General features: G+C 68.4%; 16 protein-coding genes. 4 read left to right on the top strand and 12 right to left on the bottom strand.

Translation table 11 applies throughout. From position 1 onward, the window contains the following. Nucleotides 1-143 precede the first annotated feature (143 nt). The 4 genes from CGU34_RS00455 to CGU34_RS00440 all read right to left on the bottom strand — a co-directional run bounded on the left by CGU34_RS00455 (nt 144) and on the right by CGU34_RS00440 (nt 3,471). Nucleotides 144-1,550, bottom strand: a complete 1,407-nt coding sequence (locus CGU34_RS00455; protein WP_100810554.1) for an IS1380 family transposase — start codon at nt 1,548-1,550, stop codon at nt 144-146. A 91-nt stretch (nt 1,551-1,641) separates the two neighbouring features. Beyond that, nucleotides 1,642-1,935: a 2-oxoglutarate and iron-dependent oxygenase domain-containing protein gene (locus CGU34_RS00450; protein WP_100812910.1), complete on the bottom strand. Its 294-nt coding sequence runs from the start codon at nt 1,933-1,935 to the stop codon at nt 1,642-1,644. 84 nt (nt 1,936-2,019) lie between these two features. Then, nucleotides 2,020-2,628, bottom strand: a complete 609-nt coding sequence (locus CGU34_RS00445) for a helix-turn-helix domain-containing protein (RefSeq protein ID WP_157811172.1) — start codon at nt 2,626-2,628, stop codon at nt 2,020-2,022. Between the two features lie 60 nt (nt 2,629-2,688). After that, nucleotides 2,689-3,471: an SDR family oxidoreductase gene (locus CGU34_RS00440; RefSeq protein ID WP_100812906.1), complete on the bottom strand. Its 783-nt coding sequence runs from the start codon at nt 3,469-3,471 to the stop codon at nt 2,689-2,691. A 136-nt stretch (nt 3,472-3,607) separates the two neighbouring features. Here CGU34_RS00440 and CGU34_RS00435 point away from each other — a divergent pair, with 136 nt between their 5' ends. Continuing rightward, on the top strand, nt 3,608-4,042 hold the full coding sequence (locus CGU34_RS00435) for a DUF2809 domain-containing protein (RefSeq protein ID WP_232711478.1): 435 nt from the start codon (nt 3,608-3,610) through the stop codon (nt 4,040-4,042). A gap of 9 nt (nt 4,043-4,051) precedes the next feature. Here the strand turns inward: CGU34_RS00435 and poxB are convergent, their stop codons facing one another. Further along, nucleotides 4,052-5,785: a ubiquinone-dependent pyruvate dehydrogenase gene (gene poxB / locus CGU34_RS00430; protein ID WP_100812905.1), complete on the bottom strand. Its 1,734-nt coding sequence runs from the start codon at nt 5,783-5,785 to the stop codon at nt 4,052-4,054. 319 nt (nt 5,786-6,104) lie between these two features. Between poxB and CGU34_RS16805 the strand changes: the two genes are divergently transcribed. Further along, on the top strand, nt 6,105-6,242 hold the full coding sequence (locus CGU34_RS16805) for a hypothetical protein (protein WP_157811171.1): 138 nt from the start codon (nt 6,105-6,107) through the stop codon (nt 6,240-6,242). A gap of 71 nt (nt 6,243-6,313) precedes the next feature. Here the strand turns inward: CGU34_RS16805 and CGU34_RS00425 are convergent, their stop codons facing one another. The 7 genes from CGU34_RS00425 to CGU34_RS00395 form a co-directional block, all read right to left on the bottom strand. After that, the gene (locus tag CGU34_RS00425; RefSeq protein ID WP_100812904.1) at nt 6,314-7,054 is read right to left on the bottom strand and encodes a dienelactone hydrolase family protein; all 741 of its coding nucleotides are present in this window, start codon (nt 7,052-7,054) and stop codon (nt 6,314-6,316) included. A 49-nt stretch (nt 7,055-7,103) separates the two neighbouring features. Then, complete coding sequence (locus CGU34_RS00420) at nt 7,104-10,676, bottom strand: error-prone DNA polymerase (protein WP_100812903.1); 3,573 nt, start codon at nt 10,674-10,676, stop codon at nt 7,104-7,106. Then, entirely contained in the window at nt 10,676-12,235 is a 1,560-nt protein-coding gene (locus CGU34_RS00415; RefSeq protein WP_100812902.1) for a DNA polymerase Y family protein, read from the bottom strand. The genes CGU34_RS00420 and CGU34_RS00415 overlap by 1 nt, the downstream gene beginning before the upstream one ends. Further along, complete coding sequence (locus CGU34_RS00410) at nt 12,232-12,942, bottom strand: hypothetical protein (protein WP_100812901.1); 711 nt, start codon at nt 12,940-12,942, stop codon at nt 12,232-12,234. The genes CGU34_RS00415 and CGU34_RS00410 overlap by 4 nt, the downstream gene beginning before the upstream one ends. Before the next feature lie 63 nt (nt 12,943-13,005). Next, the gene (locus CGU34_RS00405) at nt 13,006-13,392 is read right to left on the bottom strand and encodes a DUF1304 domain-containing protein (protein ID WP_100812908.1); all 387 of its coding nucleotides are present in this window, start codon (nt 13,390-13,392) and stop codon (nt 13,006-13,008) included. A 170-nt stretch (nt 13,393-13,562) separates the two neighbouring features. Next, entirely contained in the window at nt 13,563-14,072 is a 510-nt protein-coding gene (locus CGU34_RS00400; protein WP_051513119.1) for a hypothetical protein, read from the bottom strand. A 2-nt stretch (nt 14,073-14,074) separates the two neighbouring features. Next, nucleotides 14,075-14,488, bottom strand: a complete 414-nt coding sequence (locus tag CGU34_RS00395) for a DUF4383 domain-containing protein (RefSeq protein ID WP_036296508.1) — start codon at nt 14,486-14,488, stop codon at nt 14,075-14,077. A gap of 156 nt (nt 14,489-14,644) precedes the next feature. Here CGU34_RS00395 and CGU34_RS00390 point away from each other — a divergent pair, with 156 nt between their 5' ends. Then, a complete protein-coding gene (locus CGU34_RS00390) occupies nt 14,645-15,457 on the top strand; it encodes a glycosyltransferase (protein ID WP_100812900.1) in 813 nt (270 codons plus the stop codon). Between the two features lie 510 nt (nt 15,458-15,967). After that, nucleotides 15,968-16,399, top strand: a complete 432-nt coding sequence (locus CGU34_RS00385; protein WP_100812899.1) for a type IV pilus modification PilV family protein — start codon at nt 15,968-15,970, stop codon at nt 16,397-16,399. Nucleotides 16,400-16,414 lie beyond the last annotated feature (15 nt).

The raw sequence follows: 16,414 nt of genomic DNA, 5'->3' as shown, positions 1-16,414 counted from the left end.
AGCCTCGATCCACCGATGAGCCTTCGGTGGGTGGCGTCGGTGTGATGGGCGCGGCGTGATCGGCTGCGGGCAGGGGTGAGTTCCGGGCGTCTCATCCCGGTTGTCCACTTCGTTGTCGGTCGTGCCGCTGGTGGCGGCGGTGGTCAGCTGGCCGCGGCCGGTGGTGGTGCGTGCGTCGCGGTGAAGAGTCGGTCGAACGCGGTCTGCCAGGGCCAGACGTCCGGCAGGTGCAGGATGATGCGGCGCGCCGTCCGCGCCAGTCGTGCCGGCACTGAGACGAGGGTGCGGCGAATCGTCGCGGTCGTTGCCCGGGCGAGCCGCCCGCCTCGGTCGGCGATGAGTCCAGCGGTGCGGGTGAGGTTGAATGCGATCACGGCGAGGACGAGCCATGCGCTGTTCGCGGTGAACACTCCCGAGGGCAGGTGAGCGAGCGGGCCCGCCTTCAGGTCCGCGTGAACTTGCTCGATGATCGCGTGCCCGCGGTGGGTCTTGTCCGCCGCGACGGTTCCCATCGTCTGCTTGTCGGTGGTGGTGAAGAACGCGTGGTGCCGGTAGATGTCGAACAGCGTCGGCTGCTCGACCTGCTTGGGGTTCAGGTCCGGGATCCGCCGCACCACCAGTCGCCCTTCAACCCGTTCGGCGATCTTCCGGGAACGGAACGCTGTGAAGGGCACCTCGGCGACCTCTGCCTTCGAGATCCACCGGCCCGTGACCTCGTCACGGATCGCGTTCGGGTACTCGATCGTCTCCCACCCGTCCTCGGGGATCGTCGCGATCGCCGTCTTCACCGCGGGGTCCATCCGAACGGTGACGGACACGTCCGCGCCGGCCTTGATCGCCGTGCCGATGGTGGCGTGTCCGTAGAAAGCGGAGTCCGCCCGCAGCAACGGCCGAACACTGCTGCCCAGGTCCATGCGGCGAAGCGTGGCGAGGGTGTCGGCGACGATCCTGGCCGCGCCTTTCGGGGAACCGGTCTTCCCCTGCCGCAGCCGCTGCCCCACGATCACCGGCGCCGACTGCGATGTCGACGCCGTGGCGAACAGGGCGTTCAGGCCGCGGACGCCGGAGTACCCGAACGACGCGCCCTGCTTCTGGTATCCGTGGACCTCGATGATCGTGTCGTCCAGATCCACCATCACCCGCTCGTCGTTCGACGCCCGCAGCAGCGGCGCGGATTGCGCGACGTTCACCAGGGTCCGTGAGGCGACGGCGTCGAGCTGGCGGACGTGCCCGAACCGGAACTCCCGCAGGAACGAGCCCAGCGTCGACGGCGCATACGTCCGATCGAACAACCGGCCCATCCCGCCATGACGCAGCAGATTCATGTCGTCGATCGAGTCCGCCCCGGCGAGCATCCCCGCCACCAGCGCCATCACCTTGCCGCCCGCGTTCGCACCCTTATCCGACGGGACCGTCAACCGGACCTGCGCGAGCTGATCGAGCCCCGCAGAACGGGCAAGACGGAGCATCGGGACCAGCCCTGCGGCCGACACAAGATTCGGATCATCGAACTTCGCTGACACCGCAGCGGGAGCATGCTTGAATTGCACCTACGAGATGCCTCTCAGACTCGGGAAATAGGATCTTAGACAAGCTCTATTCTTCCTGGTCAGAGGGGCATTTCTGCGTTACGACGCCAACTCAGCAAGCCTCCCCATCGGTGGATCGAGGCTTAGGCGGGCTGTACCCGCGGTTCTCTTTCGCGGGACGCTTCCACTGCTTCTTCGCCTCGAGATCCTGACCGAAGAAGTCGTCCATCGCCTGCGCGAGACCATCCGTCGCCGCCGTCGGTACGCCGTGGCCGACGATCTGGATGAAGCCGACGGTGCGGCACGCGATATCGAGGGCGCGCGCGACGGCGGCCTTGCTTTCTGCGCTCGCATCGGTGACGTAGGCGGAGATGTCGACGGTCGGGACGAGTAAGTTTTCGCTCATGGAGTGATAGTACACAGCAATCATTGATTGCTGATGTAAATAACTTGTTACGGCCGCGTGGCACGATAGGCGAGAAGTCGCGCGTCACGCGTCGGGGGAGTGCACGAGAAGGATCGTGGCGCTCTCCGGGCCGATCACACGCCACACATTGCGCAGCTCTCCGGGGTAGGTCATCGCGTCCCCTGTGCCGAGTTCCCACTCGCCCTGGCCCTCGATTGTCACGACGATCCGCCCGTCGGCGACGTAGACGAGCAGCTCGCCGTCCGACTGGAACCAGTCGCCCATGTCCTCGTCCGCACCCACCACGTACTCCGTCGCGACGACGCGGCGGCCCGAGGCGGTGAGGATCCGTCCCATCCCTGCGTTCGCGGACTCGGTGACCGGAACCCGGCGCGCATCTTCGCGCCGCTGAACATGGATCGGCGCGGGCCCGACTGCGGCGGGCATGAGTTCTGCGGCCGACAGGCCGAGCGCACCGGCGAGGCGGTAGAGCGTCAGCATCGACGGAAGCGTGTGGCCGTTCTCGATCTGGCTGAGGAACGGCTGGCTGATCCCCGCCTCTGCGGCGAGCGCGCGCATCGACAGCTTCCGGTCGGACCGAGCGGATGCCACGGCGCGGCCGATCGCGGCCGCGATGCTCGTCTCGGTCCGATCGTCGTCGGTCGCGGTCGCGCCGGGGGTGTCTTCGCTCACCGTCTCAGGGTAGGCCAGACCCACCCGGTCGCTCCGTACACGCCCGGGCGCCGCCGACGTTCACCAGGTCGAGTCACCCCGGATGATCGCATCCGACCCGCCGTCGATGAAGACGACCTGCCCGCAGAGATGGGCGTTCTCTTCGCTCGTCAGCCATGCGAGCAAATAAGCGACGTCACGAGGCTCGAAGATGCCGTTGAGCGGCATCGGCACCATCTGCAGCAGTGCATCGCGCGCCTCGGCCGTCGCGGTCAGGTCCGCGGTCATCGGCGTTGCCACAACACCCGGGCCGATCGCATTCAGGGGGATACCCGCGCCTGCCCACTCCGGGGTGGGTGCGTTGCGACGGATCCACCGCGCGAGCGCGCGCTTGGTCGTTCCGTAGATCAGATTGGCCATCTCGGGTGCCGACGTCTCGAGTTCGGCGCCCCGAGCAAGCGCTGCGCCCTCGTCGCCGGCCAGGAGAGCCTCGAGCAGCGCGTCGTCCGGCGGATAGAGCGACGCCATCGATGCCGTTGCGACCGCGCGGGGCGCCGAAGACCCCGCCAGCAGGGGCCGGAGCCCCTCGAGCGTCGCTACGGCGCCGAAGTAGTTGACGGCTACCGTCGCCGCGGTCGGGCTCGCCAATCCCGCATTGGCGATGATCGCGTCGATCCGGCCGTCGGTGGCCGCGGCGACCTCGGTGACCATCCGTTCGCGTCCCTCGGCGGTCGTCAAGTCGACGTTCACGTCGGCGTTGCGGAGGTCGACACCGACCACGCGATGCCCGCGTTCGCCGAGCAGCTGTGCCGTGGCCGCGCCGATCCCGCTTGCCGCGCCCGTGATGACATAGGTTCGAGACATGGTGTTCCTGCCTTCGTCGGCGAGAGATTCTCCGCCGGGTGGGCGGCCCTCGTCCCCAGCATCCTCCGATCGGCTCGTCGCAGCCAGGGCGTCGCGCCGTGAATATGGACGGGTCGTCGCCACATACGGTGGAGGGATGTCGGATGACTCGGAAACGATGGATGCGTCAGTGCCCCGGCGACCTCATTCCCGACGCCGACCCATCGCGGCCGCCCTGCTGATGCTGACGATAACCGCCGGGCTGCTGGTGCATTCGCTGGCGCCCGACGTGCCCGCATCCGATATCGCGGGCGACGCGCTCTACGCGATCGCGGCCTACCTCGCTGTGGTGATCGTCGTGCCCCACCTGCGCACGCCGTTCGTGGCGTTGGTTGCGGCGTCGTGGTGCACGTTCGTCGAGCTCTTTCAACTGACGGGCGTGCCACTGCGGCTCGGCGCCGACTTCTCGCCGATCATGCTCGTGCTGGGCACGGTGTTCGACCCTCGCGATCTCGCCGTCTACCTCGTCACGATCGCGGTCGTGCTGGTTGCGGATCTCGCGCCGGGGGGCCCACGAACCAGCGCGGGGTAGACAGACAGATCAGCCGAAGATGCGGCGCCAGACGTTGGTGTCGGCGAGGTCGAGCAGCTCGTCGCCCCGTCCCGACATCACCGTGCGCAGGGCGTAGAGCGCGAACCCCTTTGCCTGTGCGGCCGTGACCGACGGCGGGATCGAGAGCTCGTCACGCGCCACGACGACGTCGATCAGTACCGGGCCGGGATCCGCGAATGCGCTCGTCAAGGCGTCTTCCAGCTCGGACGCTTTCTCGACGCGGATGCCTCCGATGCCCATCGATCGCGCGACCTCGGCGAAGTCCGGGTTATGGAGTTCGGTGCCGAAGGGAACGATCCCCGCCGCTTTCATCTCGAGTTCGATGAAGTTCAGCGATGAGTTGTTGAACACGACGATCTTGATGGGCAGGTCGTTCTGGCGGATGGAGAGCAGATCGCCCATCAGCATCGCCAGGCCCCCGTCGCCCGCGAGCGCGATCACCTGACGCTTCGGATCGACCGCCTGTGCGCCGAGCGCGTGAGGCAGGGCATTCGCCATAGAACCGTGCGTGAACGATCCGATCAGGCGTCGCTTCTCGGTCATGCGCAGGTAGCGCGCAGCCCAGATCACAGGCGTGCCGACATCCGCCGTGAAGACGGCGTCCTGGGCGGCGAGCTCGTCGATCAGTCGTGCGACGTATTGCGGATGGATGGGCTGTTTGCCGTCGTCATTGGCAAACCCGTCGAGCTCTCGACGCGTCTTGGCGTAGTGCGCCACGGAATCCTTCAGGTGCGCGTCGCGGCGGCCCTCGCGCAGGAGCGGGAGAAGCGCCGCCGCAGTCTCGCGCACACCGCCGACCAGGCCGAGATCGATCGGGGTGCGACGCCCGAGCTGCTCGCCGCGGATGTCGATCTGGAGGATCTTCGCCTTGCTCGGATAGAACTGGCGGTAGGGAAAATCCGTGCCGAGCATCAGCAGTGTGTCGCAATGCTCCATTGCGCGGTAGCCCGAAGCGAAGCCGAGCAGTCCGGTCATGCCGACGTCGTAGGGATTGTCGTATTCGATGTGCTGCTTGCCGCGATAGGCGTGCACGATCGGCGCCTGGAGTCTCTCTGCCAGCGCCATGACCTCGGCATGGGCTCCGGCGACGCCGGCGCCCGCGAGAATCGTGACCTTGCCTGCCGCGTCGAGCAGGTCGGCGGCGGCGCGCAACTCGGACTCGGCGGGCACGACGCTCGGTGCAGCGGCGCGGATCGGGGCGGACGGGCGGCGGTCTGGTGCATCCGCGAAGAACACGTCTGCGGGCACGACGACGGCCGCGACTCCGCGCTTCTCGACCGCTGTGCGCATGGCGATCTCCAGCACCCACGGGAGTTGGCTCGGGTCTGAGACCAGCTCGCTGTAGACGCTGCATTCGCGGAACAGCTCTTGCGGGTGTGTCTCTTGAAAGTAATTGCTCCCGATCTCGGCGGTCGGCAGGTGCGAGGCGATCGCGAGCACGGGAACACGACTGCGCTGAGCGTCGAACAGGCCGTTGATGAAGTGCAGATTGCCGGGACCCCCGCTGCCCGCGACAACGGCGAGATCTCCGGTCATCTCGGCCTCTGCGGCGGCCGCGAAGGCTGCGGATTCTTCGTGCCGCACGTGCATCCATCGGATGCTCTTGTCTCGGCGTAGAACGTCGGTGAATCCGTTGAGCGAGTCACCCGGCAGCCCCCAGATTCGGGTGACGCCAGCGCTCTTCAGCGTCTCGACGAACAGTTCTGCGACCGTGTGCGACATCGGGGATCCTTTCGCGGGCGATTCGTCGGCCACGATACGCCCGCCGCGCGCGACGGGATGGGGGTTGCGCTCGGCTCTCAACCCGCTCCGCTGTCACGGATCGACCGTCTTGTGTGCCCCGAACGTCGATGAGTGACAGTGCAACATATCGACCGCTGGATCGGTCCAATTGGATGCGAGTGGCCCGGGGGCGATCAGAAATGCTGCGGAATATGGCGGATCATGCGAGCGGGCGGCCAGTCCACTTCGATTGGACTGTTGTCCAGATCGTGACGATGCGGTCGGATCGGGTCATCCGCATTCAGCCCCGGAGGCACTCATGCTCATCGTCGTCCTGCTCGTCGCGTTCGTTCTGGTTGCACTCGTCGTCACCGCGACGATCGCCGCCGTCCTGCGCGATGATCGCGGCGCGATCGCCGAGGACTGGGCCTACGACACGCGTCGCCCGCGCCCCTGAGCGTCGGGCCCGGGGTCCATCCGGCTCCGGTCGGCCCGCGCCCCGAGTGTCGCGCTCGGTGTGCCGCGCGCTCAGCTCGCTCCGCGCAGCTGATCCCCGACGAAGGTCGTGGCCCTCAGCCATGCGTCGGCGGCGACATCCGGGTCGTAGGTATTCGGATTGGTCTCGTTGAAGAACGCGTGGCGGGCGCCGGGGTAGACGTGGTCCGAGAATTCGATGTCGTTCGCCCGCATGACCTCGCGAACCTCCGGCAGCCGCTCGACGATCGCCGGGTCGAGCTCGCCGTACAACGCGAGGACGGGGCACGAGATCCGCGCGATGGCATCGGGTTCGGGAGCCGTGCCGTAGAACGGAACCGCTGCGCGGACACGATCATCGTCGGCGGCGAGAGCGAAGCTGTAGGTTCCGCCGAAGCAGAAGCCGGTCACGGCAATGCGTCCATCCACGGCCGGAAGGGTGGCGAGGTGGTCGACGACGGCTCGTAGGCGGGCCACGGCGGCCGCTGCGTACTCGGGGGAGCGAATCGGCGCGAGCGCCTCCCGCAGACGGGGCTGGAGCGATGCCCGTTTCTCGTCGTCGGGGTCGGCGTTCAGGGCGGCGAGTTCTTCGCCGACCTCGGGGGTGACCCCGATATCGCTCAGCAGGTCGGGCGCGAGCGCCAGGTATCCCTCGTCCGCCCACCGGTCTGCGATCCGCGTGATCTGGTCGACCAGCCCCCAGATCTCATGGATGACGATAACCGCCCCACGTGGCGGACCCGCCGGCTCAGCACGATAGACACGGACTCCGTTGATCTCGATGCGCTCACCCACGGCGGCAGTCTAGGCGGATCATGCGGGCGGTGACGAGTGCGTTTGCCGGTCACCGGAAGTCCCGGGAGTTGTGTCGCACGCCCACCCGCAGGTCTTCGAAGCCATCCGCCACGAGGTTCGTCACCCCCTCGGGGGAGCGCTCCAACATGCCCCGGGCAATGAGCGCCGGGCTGTCACGCACGACGCGGCGATAGCGGTTCCAGACGCCGACCGTGCAGATCACGTTGACGAGCCCGTGCTCGTCCTCGAGATTGAGGAACGTGACCCCGGATGCCGTAGCCGGGCGTTGCCGGTGCGTCACGAGTCCCGCGACCTCGACGCGGCGGCCCTCCTCGTGCGTCCGCATGGCCTCGGACGACAGCACACCTCGCTTGTCGAGGTCGGGACGATAGTGCGCGAGGGGGTGGTCGCCCGTCGAGACGCCCGTGGCCCAGAGATCCGCGGCCAGGGTGTCGTAGCCGGTCAGGTCGGGGAAGAGCGGAGGCTGCACGGCGATCATCGTGCCGGGCAGAAACTCGGAGCGATCCTGCGCGGCCGAACCCGCGAGCCAGATCGCCTCGCGGCGGGTCAGTCCCAGGCACTCGAAAGCCCCGGCGGTCGCGAGGGCTTCGAGCTGGGCGGCGGTGGCGTCGGTGCGCCGCACCAGATCGTGCAGATCGCGATACGGGCCGCGGGCATCCCTCTCAGCCACCATCCTCTGCGCGGTCGCCTCGCCGATGCCGGTGACACCCTTCAAACCCAGGCGCACGGCGAAGGCGCCGTCGCGGCGATGCGCGGCCGAGACATCCGGTGCTGTGATGTCGAACAGGCCCGGATGGGGCTGTTCCGGGTCGCGGCACGCGTCGAGCCCCGTGGGGCGACGCGTCCCTCGGGCCGGAGCATCGGGCCCGCGTACGCCCTCGCGCTCGCCCCCGCCGAGCGTCGGAGATCCGCCCGGCGTCGGAGGATTCGGGGCTGCGGCATCCGACGCTCGCCGAATCCCCGACGCTGAGCCGCTGCCCGCGCCCGGCGCGTCGTCGGTCACGGGCTCGAGCAGCTCGGTCACGCCCGAGCGCTGCAGGTCGGGCCGCAGCACCTCCACACCGTGACGCCGGGCGTCGGCGACGAGGGTGGCGGGGGAGTAGAAGCCCATCGGCTGCGATCGCAGCAAGCCCGCAAGAAAAGCCGCGGGATAGTGCAGCTTGATCCAGGAACTCGCGTACACCAGCAGCCCGAACGAGAGCGAGTGCGACTCGGCGAAGCCGAAGTTCGCGAACGCCTGGATCTTGGCGTAGATGTCGTCGGCGACCTCGCCGGTCAGTCCGTTCGAGGCCATGCCCTCGTACAGGCGGTCGCGGAGCGAATCGATCTTCTCGAGCCCGCGTTTGGACCCCATCGCGCGGCGGAGCAGGTCGGCCTCTTCGCCCGTGCATCCGCCGACCGCCATCGCGATCTGCATCAGCTGCTCCTGAAAGACCGGCACGCCGAGCGTTCGTTCGAGCACGGGTTCGAGCTTCGGATGCGGATATGTGATGGCCTCGCGGCCGAGCTTGCGGCGGACGAACGGATGCACCGCACCGCCCTGTATCGGACCGGGGCGGATGAGCGCGATCTCGACCACGAGGTCGTAGAACGCCCGGGGTTGGAGGCGCGGAAGCAGCCCCATCTGCGCGCGCGATTCGACCTGGAACACCCCGATCGAATCCGCCCGGCACAGCATGTCGAACACGGCCGGCTCTTCCTTCGGCAGCGTCGCGAGTTCCCACTGCTCGCCCGTCGCATCGCGGATCAGGTCGAAGCAGTGCTGCAGGGCGGCGAGCATGCCGAGCCCCAGCAGGTCGAACTTGACCAGGCCCATCCAGGCCGCGTCGTCCTTGTCCCATTGGATGACCGTGCGCCCCGGCATCCGCGCGTGTTCGATCGGCACGACCTCGCCGACGGGCCGGTCGGTCAGCACCATGCCGCCCGAGTGGATGCCGAGGTGCCGGGGTGCCTTGAGCAGCTCGGTCGCGTACTCGATCACCTGGTCGGGGATGTCGTGGTCGGACGACGTCAGCTCGGCCCCCCACCGCTCGACCTGGGCCGACCAGGCATCTTGTTGTCCCGGCGAATGGCCGAGCGCCTTCGCCATGTCGCGCACGGCGTTCTTCGGCCGGTACTGGATGACGTTCGCGACCTGCGCGGCGCGATCGCGACCGTAGCGTGCGTAGACCCACTGGATGATTTCTTCGCGGCGGTCGGAGTCGAAGTCGACGTCGATATCGGGTTCTTCGTCGCGCAGCGACGACAGGAACCGCTCGAACGGCAGCCGGTAGTAGATCGGGTCGACGGCCGTGATGTTCAGCAGGAAGCAGACGGCGCTGTTCGCCGCGGACCCGCGCCCCTGACACAGGATGCCTCGGCGGCGGGCTTCGGCGACGATATCGTGCACGATCAGGAAATAGCCGGGGAAGTCCTTGCGCTCGATGACGTCGAGTTCGCCCTCGATCCGCGCCCGCTCGTCCGCGCTCAGCCGGGGGTAGGTCTTCGGCACGGCCTGCCACACCAAATGCCTCAGCCACGACATCGGTGTGTGTCCCTCGGGCACCTCCTGCCGCGGCAGTGCGGGCTTCGCGCGGCGCAGGGGAAAGGCGAGCTCGTCGGCCAGGGGCACGGTGCGGGCCACGGCGCCGGGGTACCGGGCGAAGCGGGCGTGCATCTCGGCACCCGAGCGCAGGTGCGCGGCGTGATGTGCTGGCAGCCATCCGTCCAGTTCGTCGAGGCTGCGGTTGGCCCGTACGGCCGCAACCGCAGCCGCGAGTCGGGCGCGTTCGGGGGCTGCGTAGTGGACGTTGTTCGTGGCGATGAGGCTCAGGCGTCGCTCGACGGCGAGTTCGGCGAGGGCGTCGTTGCGGCGCGAATCGAGCGGATCGCCGTGGTCGGTCAGCTCGACGTGCACGCTGTCACGACCGAACAACGCGACCAGGCGATCGAGTTCGCGGGCGGCGCCATCAACCCCCTCGGCCTCGAGCGCCCGCCGCACGGCCCCCTTGCGGCATCCGGTCAGCACCGCCCAGTGCCCGTCGGAACTCCCGGCTCGCCCGCCCCCGCCCGCGCCGGACTGAGCGGCGAGCTCCTCGAGATCGTAGACGGGTCGCCCCTTCTCGGCCCCCCGCAGCTGCGCGGTCGTGATGGCTCCGGCTAGGCGGTGGTACCCCTCTTCGCCGCGCGCGAGGACGACCAGGTGCGCCCCCTCGGGTTCGGGCTCGCCCTTCTGCGGTCGGGTGAGTTCGAGCGAGAGCTCGGCACCGAAAACGGTGCGGAGGGCAAAGGCCTCTGCGGCCTCGGCGAAGCGTACGATCCCGTAAAAACCGTCGTGATCGGTCACCGCGAGGGCGTGCAGGCCCAGCCGCTCGGCCTCTTCGACCAGGTCTTCGGGTGAGGATGCGCCGTCGAGGAACGAGTACGACGTGTGCGCGTGCAGTTCGGCGTAGGGAACGGTGACGTCGGGGCGCAGCACGGGCGGTTTGACGTAGGCCGAGCGTTTGCGCGACCACGCCGGGCTGTCCCCGCCGTCCGCGTTCGGCGGGGTCGGATCGGGCCTTCGGCCACTGAGTACGCGTTCGAGCTCTGACCACGGCACGGGCGGGTTGTCGAAACCCATCAGTCGTACCTCCCCTCGGCCCACCATCGCTCGCCCTCGTTCACGAGCATCCAGGCCGTCTGATCGGCGTCCACGACCTGCAGGCGATATGCCGTACGGGCTCGCTCGGCGTCCCAGATACGCTCGCGCACGGGCCATGGCCCCGCCCACGCCGCGACCGGACGCTGCCGCCCGTCGAGCCCCAACTGCGCCGGTGGCGCACTGAGCAGACCACGCCCGTCGATACTCACCGACCGCCCCTCTCGGTCGGTCACCGCGGCGCCCTGTCCCGCAGGGAACACGGTCGAGGGCAGGGGTGCGGGCAGATGCCCGGGCCACGGTTGCGCACGCGAACGGGGGACGGTTGCCCGATCGCCCCACGGCACGAGCGTCTGGCGCTCCGACAGCCAGCGGCCCCCGCCGAGTGTGGGCGTCGTGACACCGCGATGCCCGAGCATCGCCTGCACACGCGACAGGGCATGATGCACGCGCTCTTCGGCGCCCTGACCGAACAGTCCGGGTTCGTGATGGGACGCGGCATCCACAGCCTGCGGAATCAGCCGCACCAGCGCGACCCCGCTTTTCAGGTCGTTGCCGATGGCCGATTCGAGTTGCCAGCGCACCCGGTCGACGACATCGGGGGCGTCGAAGCACGTCGGATGCAGCCACACCCGCTCCGAGAACCCACCGCGCTCGTCGGTCAGCTCGACCCGCAGCTCGGTGCAGACGAGGGAGACCTGTGTCAGGTTGTCGATGAATTCGTCGGCGGTTGTGCGCACCCCGAAGCCGATCTGATCGACGAGCTCGAGGGGCGGCTCGAATGCGATCTGCCGCTCGAGCTCGGGGGGAGGGGTGCGCGCGATGACCGCGCGCGGATCACGCCCCCCGGCGAGGGCGTGCAGACGGATGCCTCGTTCCCCGAACCGTCCGCGTACCTTCTCGACGTCCAGCTCGGCGAATTCACCGAGCGTCCGTACGCCCAGTCGGGCGAGCAGACCGATCAGTTCCTCGTCCTCGAGCGTCGTGATCGACTGGCCCGACAGGAACGCCGCGGTATCACCCGACGGGACCACGAGGATGCCCCCGGGGCCCGTGCGCCGAGCCGCCTGTTCGGCGGTGAAGGGGCCGTCCGCGACGCCGGCACGCGTGTCGGGGATGCCGAGGTCGTCGAGAGACTCGCGCAGCACCCGAGCCGCGTCTTCTTCGCCCCCGTAGTACCGCGCCGGACCCCGCGCCCGCAGCGCACAGAGCCCGGGTCGGATGATCTGCACGCCGGGGGCCCGGGCCTCGATCGCCTCGACAATCGGCAGGAACCCGCGGTGATCGCGCGCGGCGTCGTCTGCGACGACCTGCAAAGCGGGGCAGCGTGCCTGGGCATCACGTCTTCGCTGACCCCGTCGCACACCCTCGGCCCGCGCGGCGGCGGAGCACGCGATCACCCTATTTGCGCGCATGATCGCGACCGGCTCGCCCGCGAGGGTGCCCGTTCCTCCCGCGAGGGTGCCCGTTTCCCGGGCGAGCGCAACGATCGGCCAATCGGGGATCCACAGCACCAGGCTGCGCACGACGTCCACGCTCACCCCGCCGCTCGGATGCGGATGGGCGGGGCAAGGGTCGTGTCGCGCGCCGGGGTGCGAACATCGAGCGAGCCATCGGGACCGGGCAGCAGCATCCGTACGCTCCGTGGCACGGGCGAGCGGCGACTGCTCGCGGTGACGGTGACCTCGCGGCCCTCGAGGTATCCGTGTCCCGCGTCCAGCCCGCTCCAGTGTGGGTCGCTGACGCTCAGCAGGGCATCGGCCCCGGGCCAGTCGCCCATGACGAGCAAAACGGTGCCGCGGTCGCGCAGCCGGGCACTCAACCGCGCGACATCGCCGTCGCGTGCGCGGCCCTGTGGGCGCACGGCCACGATCGGCAGCACCTCAGCCACGGCCGCGGCGACCGCCAACCATCGCGGCCCCGGTTCGGGGATGAGCACGAGACGCTCGAGATCCACACCGAACGACGCCGCGGCCTCGGCGCCCAGGGTGGGCATGCCGATCGCCGCGCACCACGATCCCGCTTGCGACGCGGAGGCGATGAGGGCCAGCAGCAGGCTGGGGGAGGCCGAAACCGCATACGAGGACCCCGGACGGAGCCCGCCCTCGGGCAGCAGGGGCGCCAGCAACGGATGCACCGGCAACGGCGGAGCCTCGACCCGCGGGGCTTGTGCGCGGTCGAGCTGCGCCCGCAGGCGTCTCAGTTCGTCCGCGGGTGAAGCCGCAGTGTGGGGGAGTGGCGTGGCCATCCCGTCATGCTAGAACAAAGGTTCGACACTGGCCAGGCCGGCTGTTGGATAAGTGTACGAAACTCAGAGAAACAGTCCCGCGATCATCAGCACGACCGCGATCAGGGGCGCCGCGCCCTGCACGGCGGCGGCGCGTGCCTTCGCGGGCGACGACAGCACCAACACCAGGCTTGCGGCGAGCATCGATCCCGTGCCGACGAGCACGAGGGTTGCCCCGACGGGCAGGTTTCCCGCAGCGACAAGGACGATTCCGACCCCGGTCGCGATCGCGAGGAACAGATTGTAGAAGCCCTGGTTGAACGCCAACTCACGCGTCTGCCGTGCCTGCTCGGGGGTCGTGCCGAACGTCGCCCGTGCCCGGGGTGTCGTCCAGATGATCGACTCGAGCACGAAGATGTAGACGTGGATGAGGGCTGCGAGGCCCGCGAAGACCAATCCGGCAATGACCAGTCCGGCAATGACCATGGTGCGCTCCTTTGGTGGCCGGCGTCCTGCGCCAACACCCCATCATCGCGCTCGGGTAGGCCCCGTGTCTCGCCGCGAACGGTCGCGACTCACCGTGTCCGCAAGAGGCACGCGGTGAGTCGCGACCGTTCGCGAAGATCGACGAGAGGACAGGCTCAGTGCCCGTGGTGGCCCGTCATCTCGCCGTGTGGCACGGCGTAGTCGCCGGCGTTGGTCTGCGCGAGCGCCGGAGTCGTCAATCCCGACACCAGTAGTGCTCCCGCCACGACGCCGATCAGTGCGCGTCCCGCGGGGACGGCAGAGCGGGCGGATGCCTCGGCATCCGTGCTCCCCTCACCCAGCCCCCGTGCAGCCCGGCGCAACGTCACGGCGGCCGCGCCAGCGATCGCCACGAGCATGATGCTCGAGCTCACGAGCGGCATCCACGCCATCAGGTCGAACAGGGCGAGGACAAGTCCACCGAGGGTCGCAATGACCCCCACGGCGAGGGTCGTGCGCACCAGAGGCATCCGTCCGAGGCGCAACGCGACGATTCCCCACACCAGCTCGGCGACACCCAGCGCCGTGAGCGGCAGAAGCACACCGAGCGGTGAGCCCGCCGCCACGGCGATGTGGATGAGGCCCGCCCCCCAGGCAAAGAGGGCGGGCCACATGCGAATCGACATGATCAGGCGAGCGCCGAACGGTTCGACACGCCGCGCTCTGCACCGAGCCCGACACCGAGGAGCACGATCGCGCTCGCGAGGTGGAGGAAGTGATCGGCGGTGTTCAGCGCGAGGATGTTCGCGGCCGTGCCGACCAGGAAGAAGCCGACGATTCCGAGCAGCAGGTAGACCGCACCGATCGTGGTGTTGACGCCCTTGGCCGCGCGGACCGAGGACAGCCCGGCGATCAGCAGGGCGGCACCGATCAGAAGGTGTGCGATGTTGTGGAGCGGGTTTACCTCGAAGATGCCGAGGAGCAGTCCGCCGTCGGTCGCGATGAATCCGACGCCGCCGGTCACGGCGAAGCCGAGCAGGCCGACCAGGACATAGACGGCGCCGAAGATGATGGCGACCAGGCGGTTGGGTGATGTGCGCATGAGCGCCTCCGTTCTGCACGGTGATTCCGTGTCGTTGGGTGTTTCGGAGGCTAACGCTCATTGGATTGAAAGCTGAGGGGATTGCGTTCGACCGTGAGACCCGACAATATGTGCGCCCTGACGGCCCGATTCCACCCCGCGGAGTAGGTTGACATCGTGTCGCTCGCTCCCCGTGTCGCCGTTGTGATCCCGTGTCGCGACGACGCGGAGTTTCTCGAGGCGTGCCTGGTGGCCCTCGCCGCGCAGGATCGTCCCGCCGATCGTGTGATCGTGATCGACAACGGATCGACGGATGCTTCCGCGGCTGTCGCCCGCGCGCACGGTGCCGAGGTGTTCGTGGAAGATGTCGTGGGCATCTGGCCGACGGCGGCGCGCGGCTATGACGAAGCCGTGCTGGATTGCGACATCATCGCCCGGGTGGACGCGGATTCGCGGCCGCACCCGGACTGGATCTCACGGATCGTCCGGGCGTTCGTGGCCGATCCTGCGCTCGGTGCCCTGACGGGTTCGGCGGAGTTTTACGGGGCGGGTCCGGTCGTGCGGTATCTCGGGGCGAAGTGGTACATCGGCGGCATGTACTTCTGGGTTACGCCGTGGCTCGGGCATCCGCCGGTCTTCGGCTCGAACTTCGCGATGCGCAGTGCGCTGTGGGTGCGGGTGCGCGACGAGGTCGACCGTGCAAACGCCGCCATTCACGATGATCTGGACCTGTCGATCCACCTGCGCCGTGCGGACGGCGTTCGATACGACCCGACGCTGCGGATGCCTGTCTCCGCGCGCCCGTTCGCGACGCACGGTGCCCTGTGGCGACGTGTCGGGCGCGTGATTCCGACGTTCGCCGCGAGTTGGCCCGTTGGTGCGGCCTGGCGACGCGAGCGTCCGACCCTCGAGCGGCAGGACACCCGGGGCGAGAATCGGGCCGAGGTTCTCGACGAGGGTGACGAGTGGGCTCCGGGCTTCGGTCGTTGAGCTCCCGCGAACCTCAGGTTCGGCTCAGGATCGCGCTATTCCTGAAGACTTTCTCGGCCAAGCGGCGAAGAGGATATCGAGCATGAACAGGGATTTCTTTTCTCCTCCCGCACACATCTTCTCCACAGTCGCACAATCCTGGCTTGACTTGAACATGAGAACTGTCTCATGATCTTGAACGGGGAAGGGATCGCTTGACGGTCCCACACACCTGGCTTTGGGGGCCGGGGGTATCTGGGGATTTTTCTGGAGCTCCTTCCGTCGTTGAAGTCGAGTCGTAGGAAATTCCACTGGGGGAAACGGGCATGCGTGCATCCATTGATCGCGCCGTCGGCTGGGGCCAACGGGGTGCGGTCGTCGTGACGGCGGGGAGCCGTTTCGACACGCACGTCGGCTCGCGTACCGCAGTCGGATAAGACCGATCCGCGCGCTGCGCGGGTTGGACAAGACGTCTGGCGAAAGCCGGACGGCTGGGGAAATGCAAGCTCGCACTGGGGAGGGTGAGCGCACATGGGGATGATGCGAGATGGCTGGTGGGGACCGGCCAAGACTGAAGCGGGCTTTAGCCTCGTCGAGGTCGTCATCGCGATGTTGCTGCTGATGGTGATCTCCTTGGCGGTTCTTCCGCTGATGATCACCGCCACGCAGTCGAGCGTGAGTAACCGGGAGATGGCGAAGGCGAATGCCTACGCCAGCTCCACCGTCGCGGCGCTGCGGGCGCAGTTCCCCGATTCCACGACGGCGACGTCGTGCGGATCGGTGAGAGCTGTCACCGGGGAAGCTGACGCCGAGACCGGCCTCACCTCGACGATCACCTTTCCGGGTGGGTGTCCGGCGCAGTACCCGGGAACGGTGACCGTTCAGGTCTCCGTCGCCCGTACCACTGCGCCGGGCACACCGCTCGGAACGGTCTCCACGCGAATCCTGGTGGGCAAAGCATGACGCCCCGGGGAACGA

The organism is Microbacterium lacus (assembly GCF_002812805.1).
Lineage (GTDB): Bacteria > Actinomycetota > Actinomycetes > Actinomycetales > Microbacteriaceae > Microbacterium > Microbacterium lacus_A.
This window is presented reverse-complemented; position numbering and strand designations above follow the sequence as displayed.

What these genes read in the sequence shown, in the direction of transcription:
- CGU34_RS16805 (WP_157811171.1), top strand. Translation starts at nt 6,105, where the DNA reads ATGCTCATCGTCGTCCTGCTCGTCGCGTTCGTTCTGGTTGCACTCGTC.
- CGU34_RS00440 (WP_100812906.1), bottom strand. Translation starts at nt 3,471, where the DNA reads ATGTCTCGAACCTATGTCATCACGGGCGCGGCAAGCGGGATCGGCGCG.
- CGU34_RS00410 (WP_100812901.1), bottom strand. Translation starts at nt 12,942, where the DNA reads ATGGCCACGCCACTCCCCCACACTGCGGCTTCACCCGCGGACGAACTG.
- CGU34_RS00420 (WP_100812903.1), bottom strand. Translation starts at nt 10,676, where the DNA reads ATGGGTTTCGACAACCCGCCCGTGCCGTGGTCAGAGCTCGAACGCGTA.
- CGU34_RS00395 (WP_036296508.1), bottom strand. Translation starts at nt 14,488, where the DNA reads ATGCGCACATCACCCAACCGCCTGGTCGCCATCATCTTCGGCGCCGTC.
- poxB (WP_100812905.1), bottom strand. Translation starts at nt 5,785, where the DNA reads ATGTCGCACACGGTCGCAGAACTGTTCGTCGAGACGCTGAAGAGCGCT.
- CGU34_RS00400 (WP_051513119.1), bottom strand. Translation starts at nt 14,072, where the DNA reads ATGTCGATTCGCATGTGGCCCGCCCTCTTTGCCTGGGGGGCGGGCCTC.
- CGU34_RS00435 (WP_232711478.1), top strand. Translation starts at nt 3,608, where the DNA reads ATGTCGGATGACTCGGAAACGATGGATGCGTCAGTGCCCCGGCGACCT.
- CGU34_RS00450 (WP_100812910.1), bottom strand. Translation starts at nt 1,935, where the DNA reads ATGAGCGAAAACTTACTCGTCCCGACCGTCGACATCTCCGCCTACGTC.
- CGU34_RS00385 (WP_100812899.1), top strand. Translation starts at nt 15,968, where the DNA reads ATGGGGATGATGCGAGATGGCTGGTGGGGACCGGCCAAGACTGAAGCG.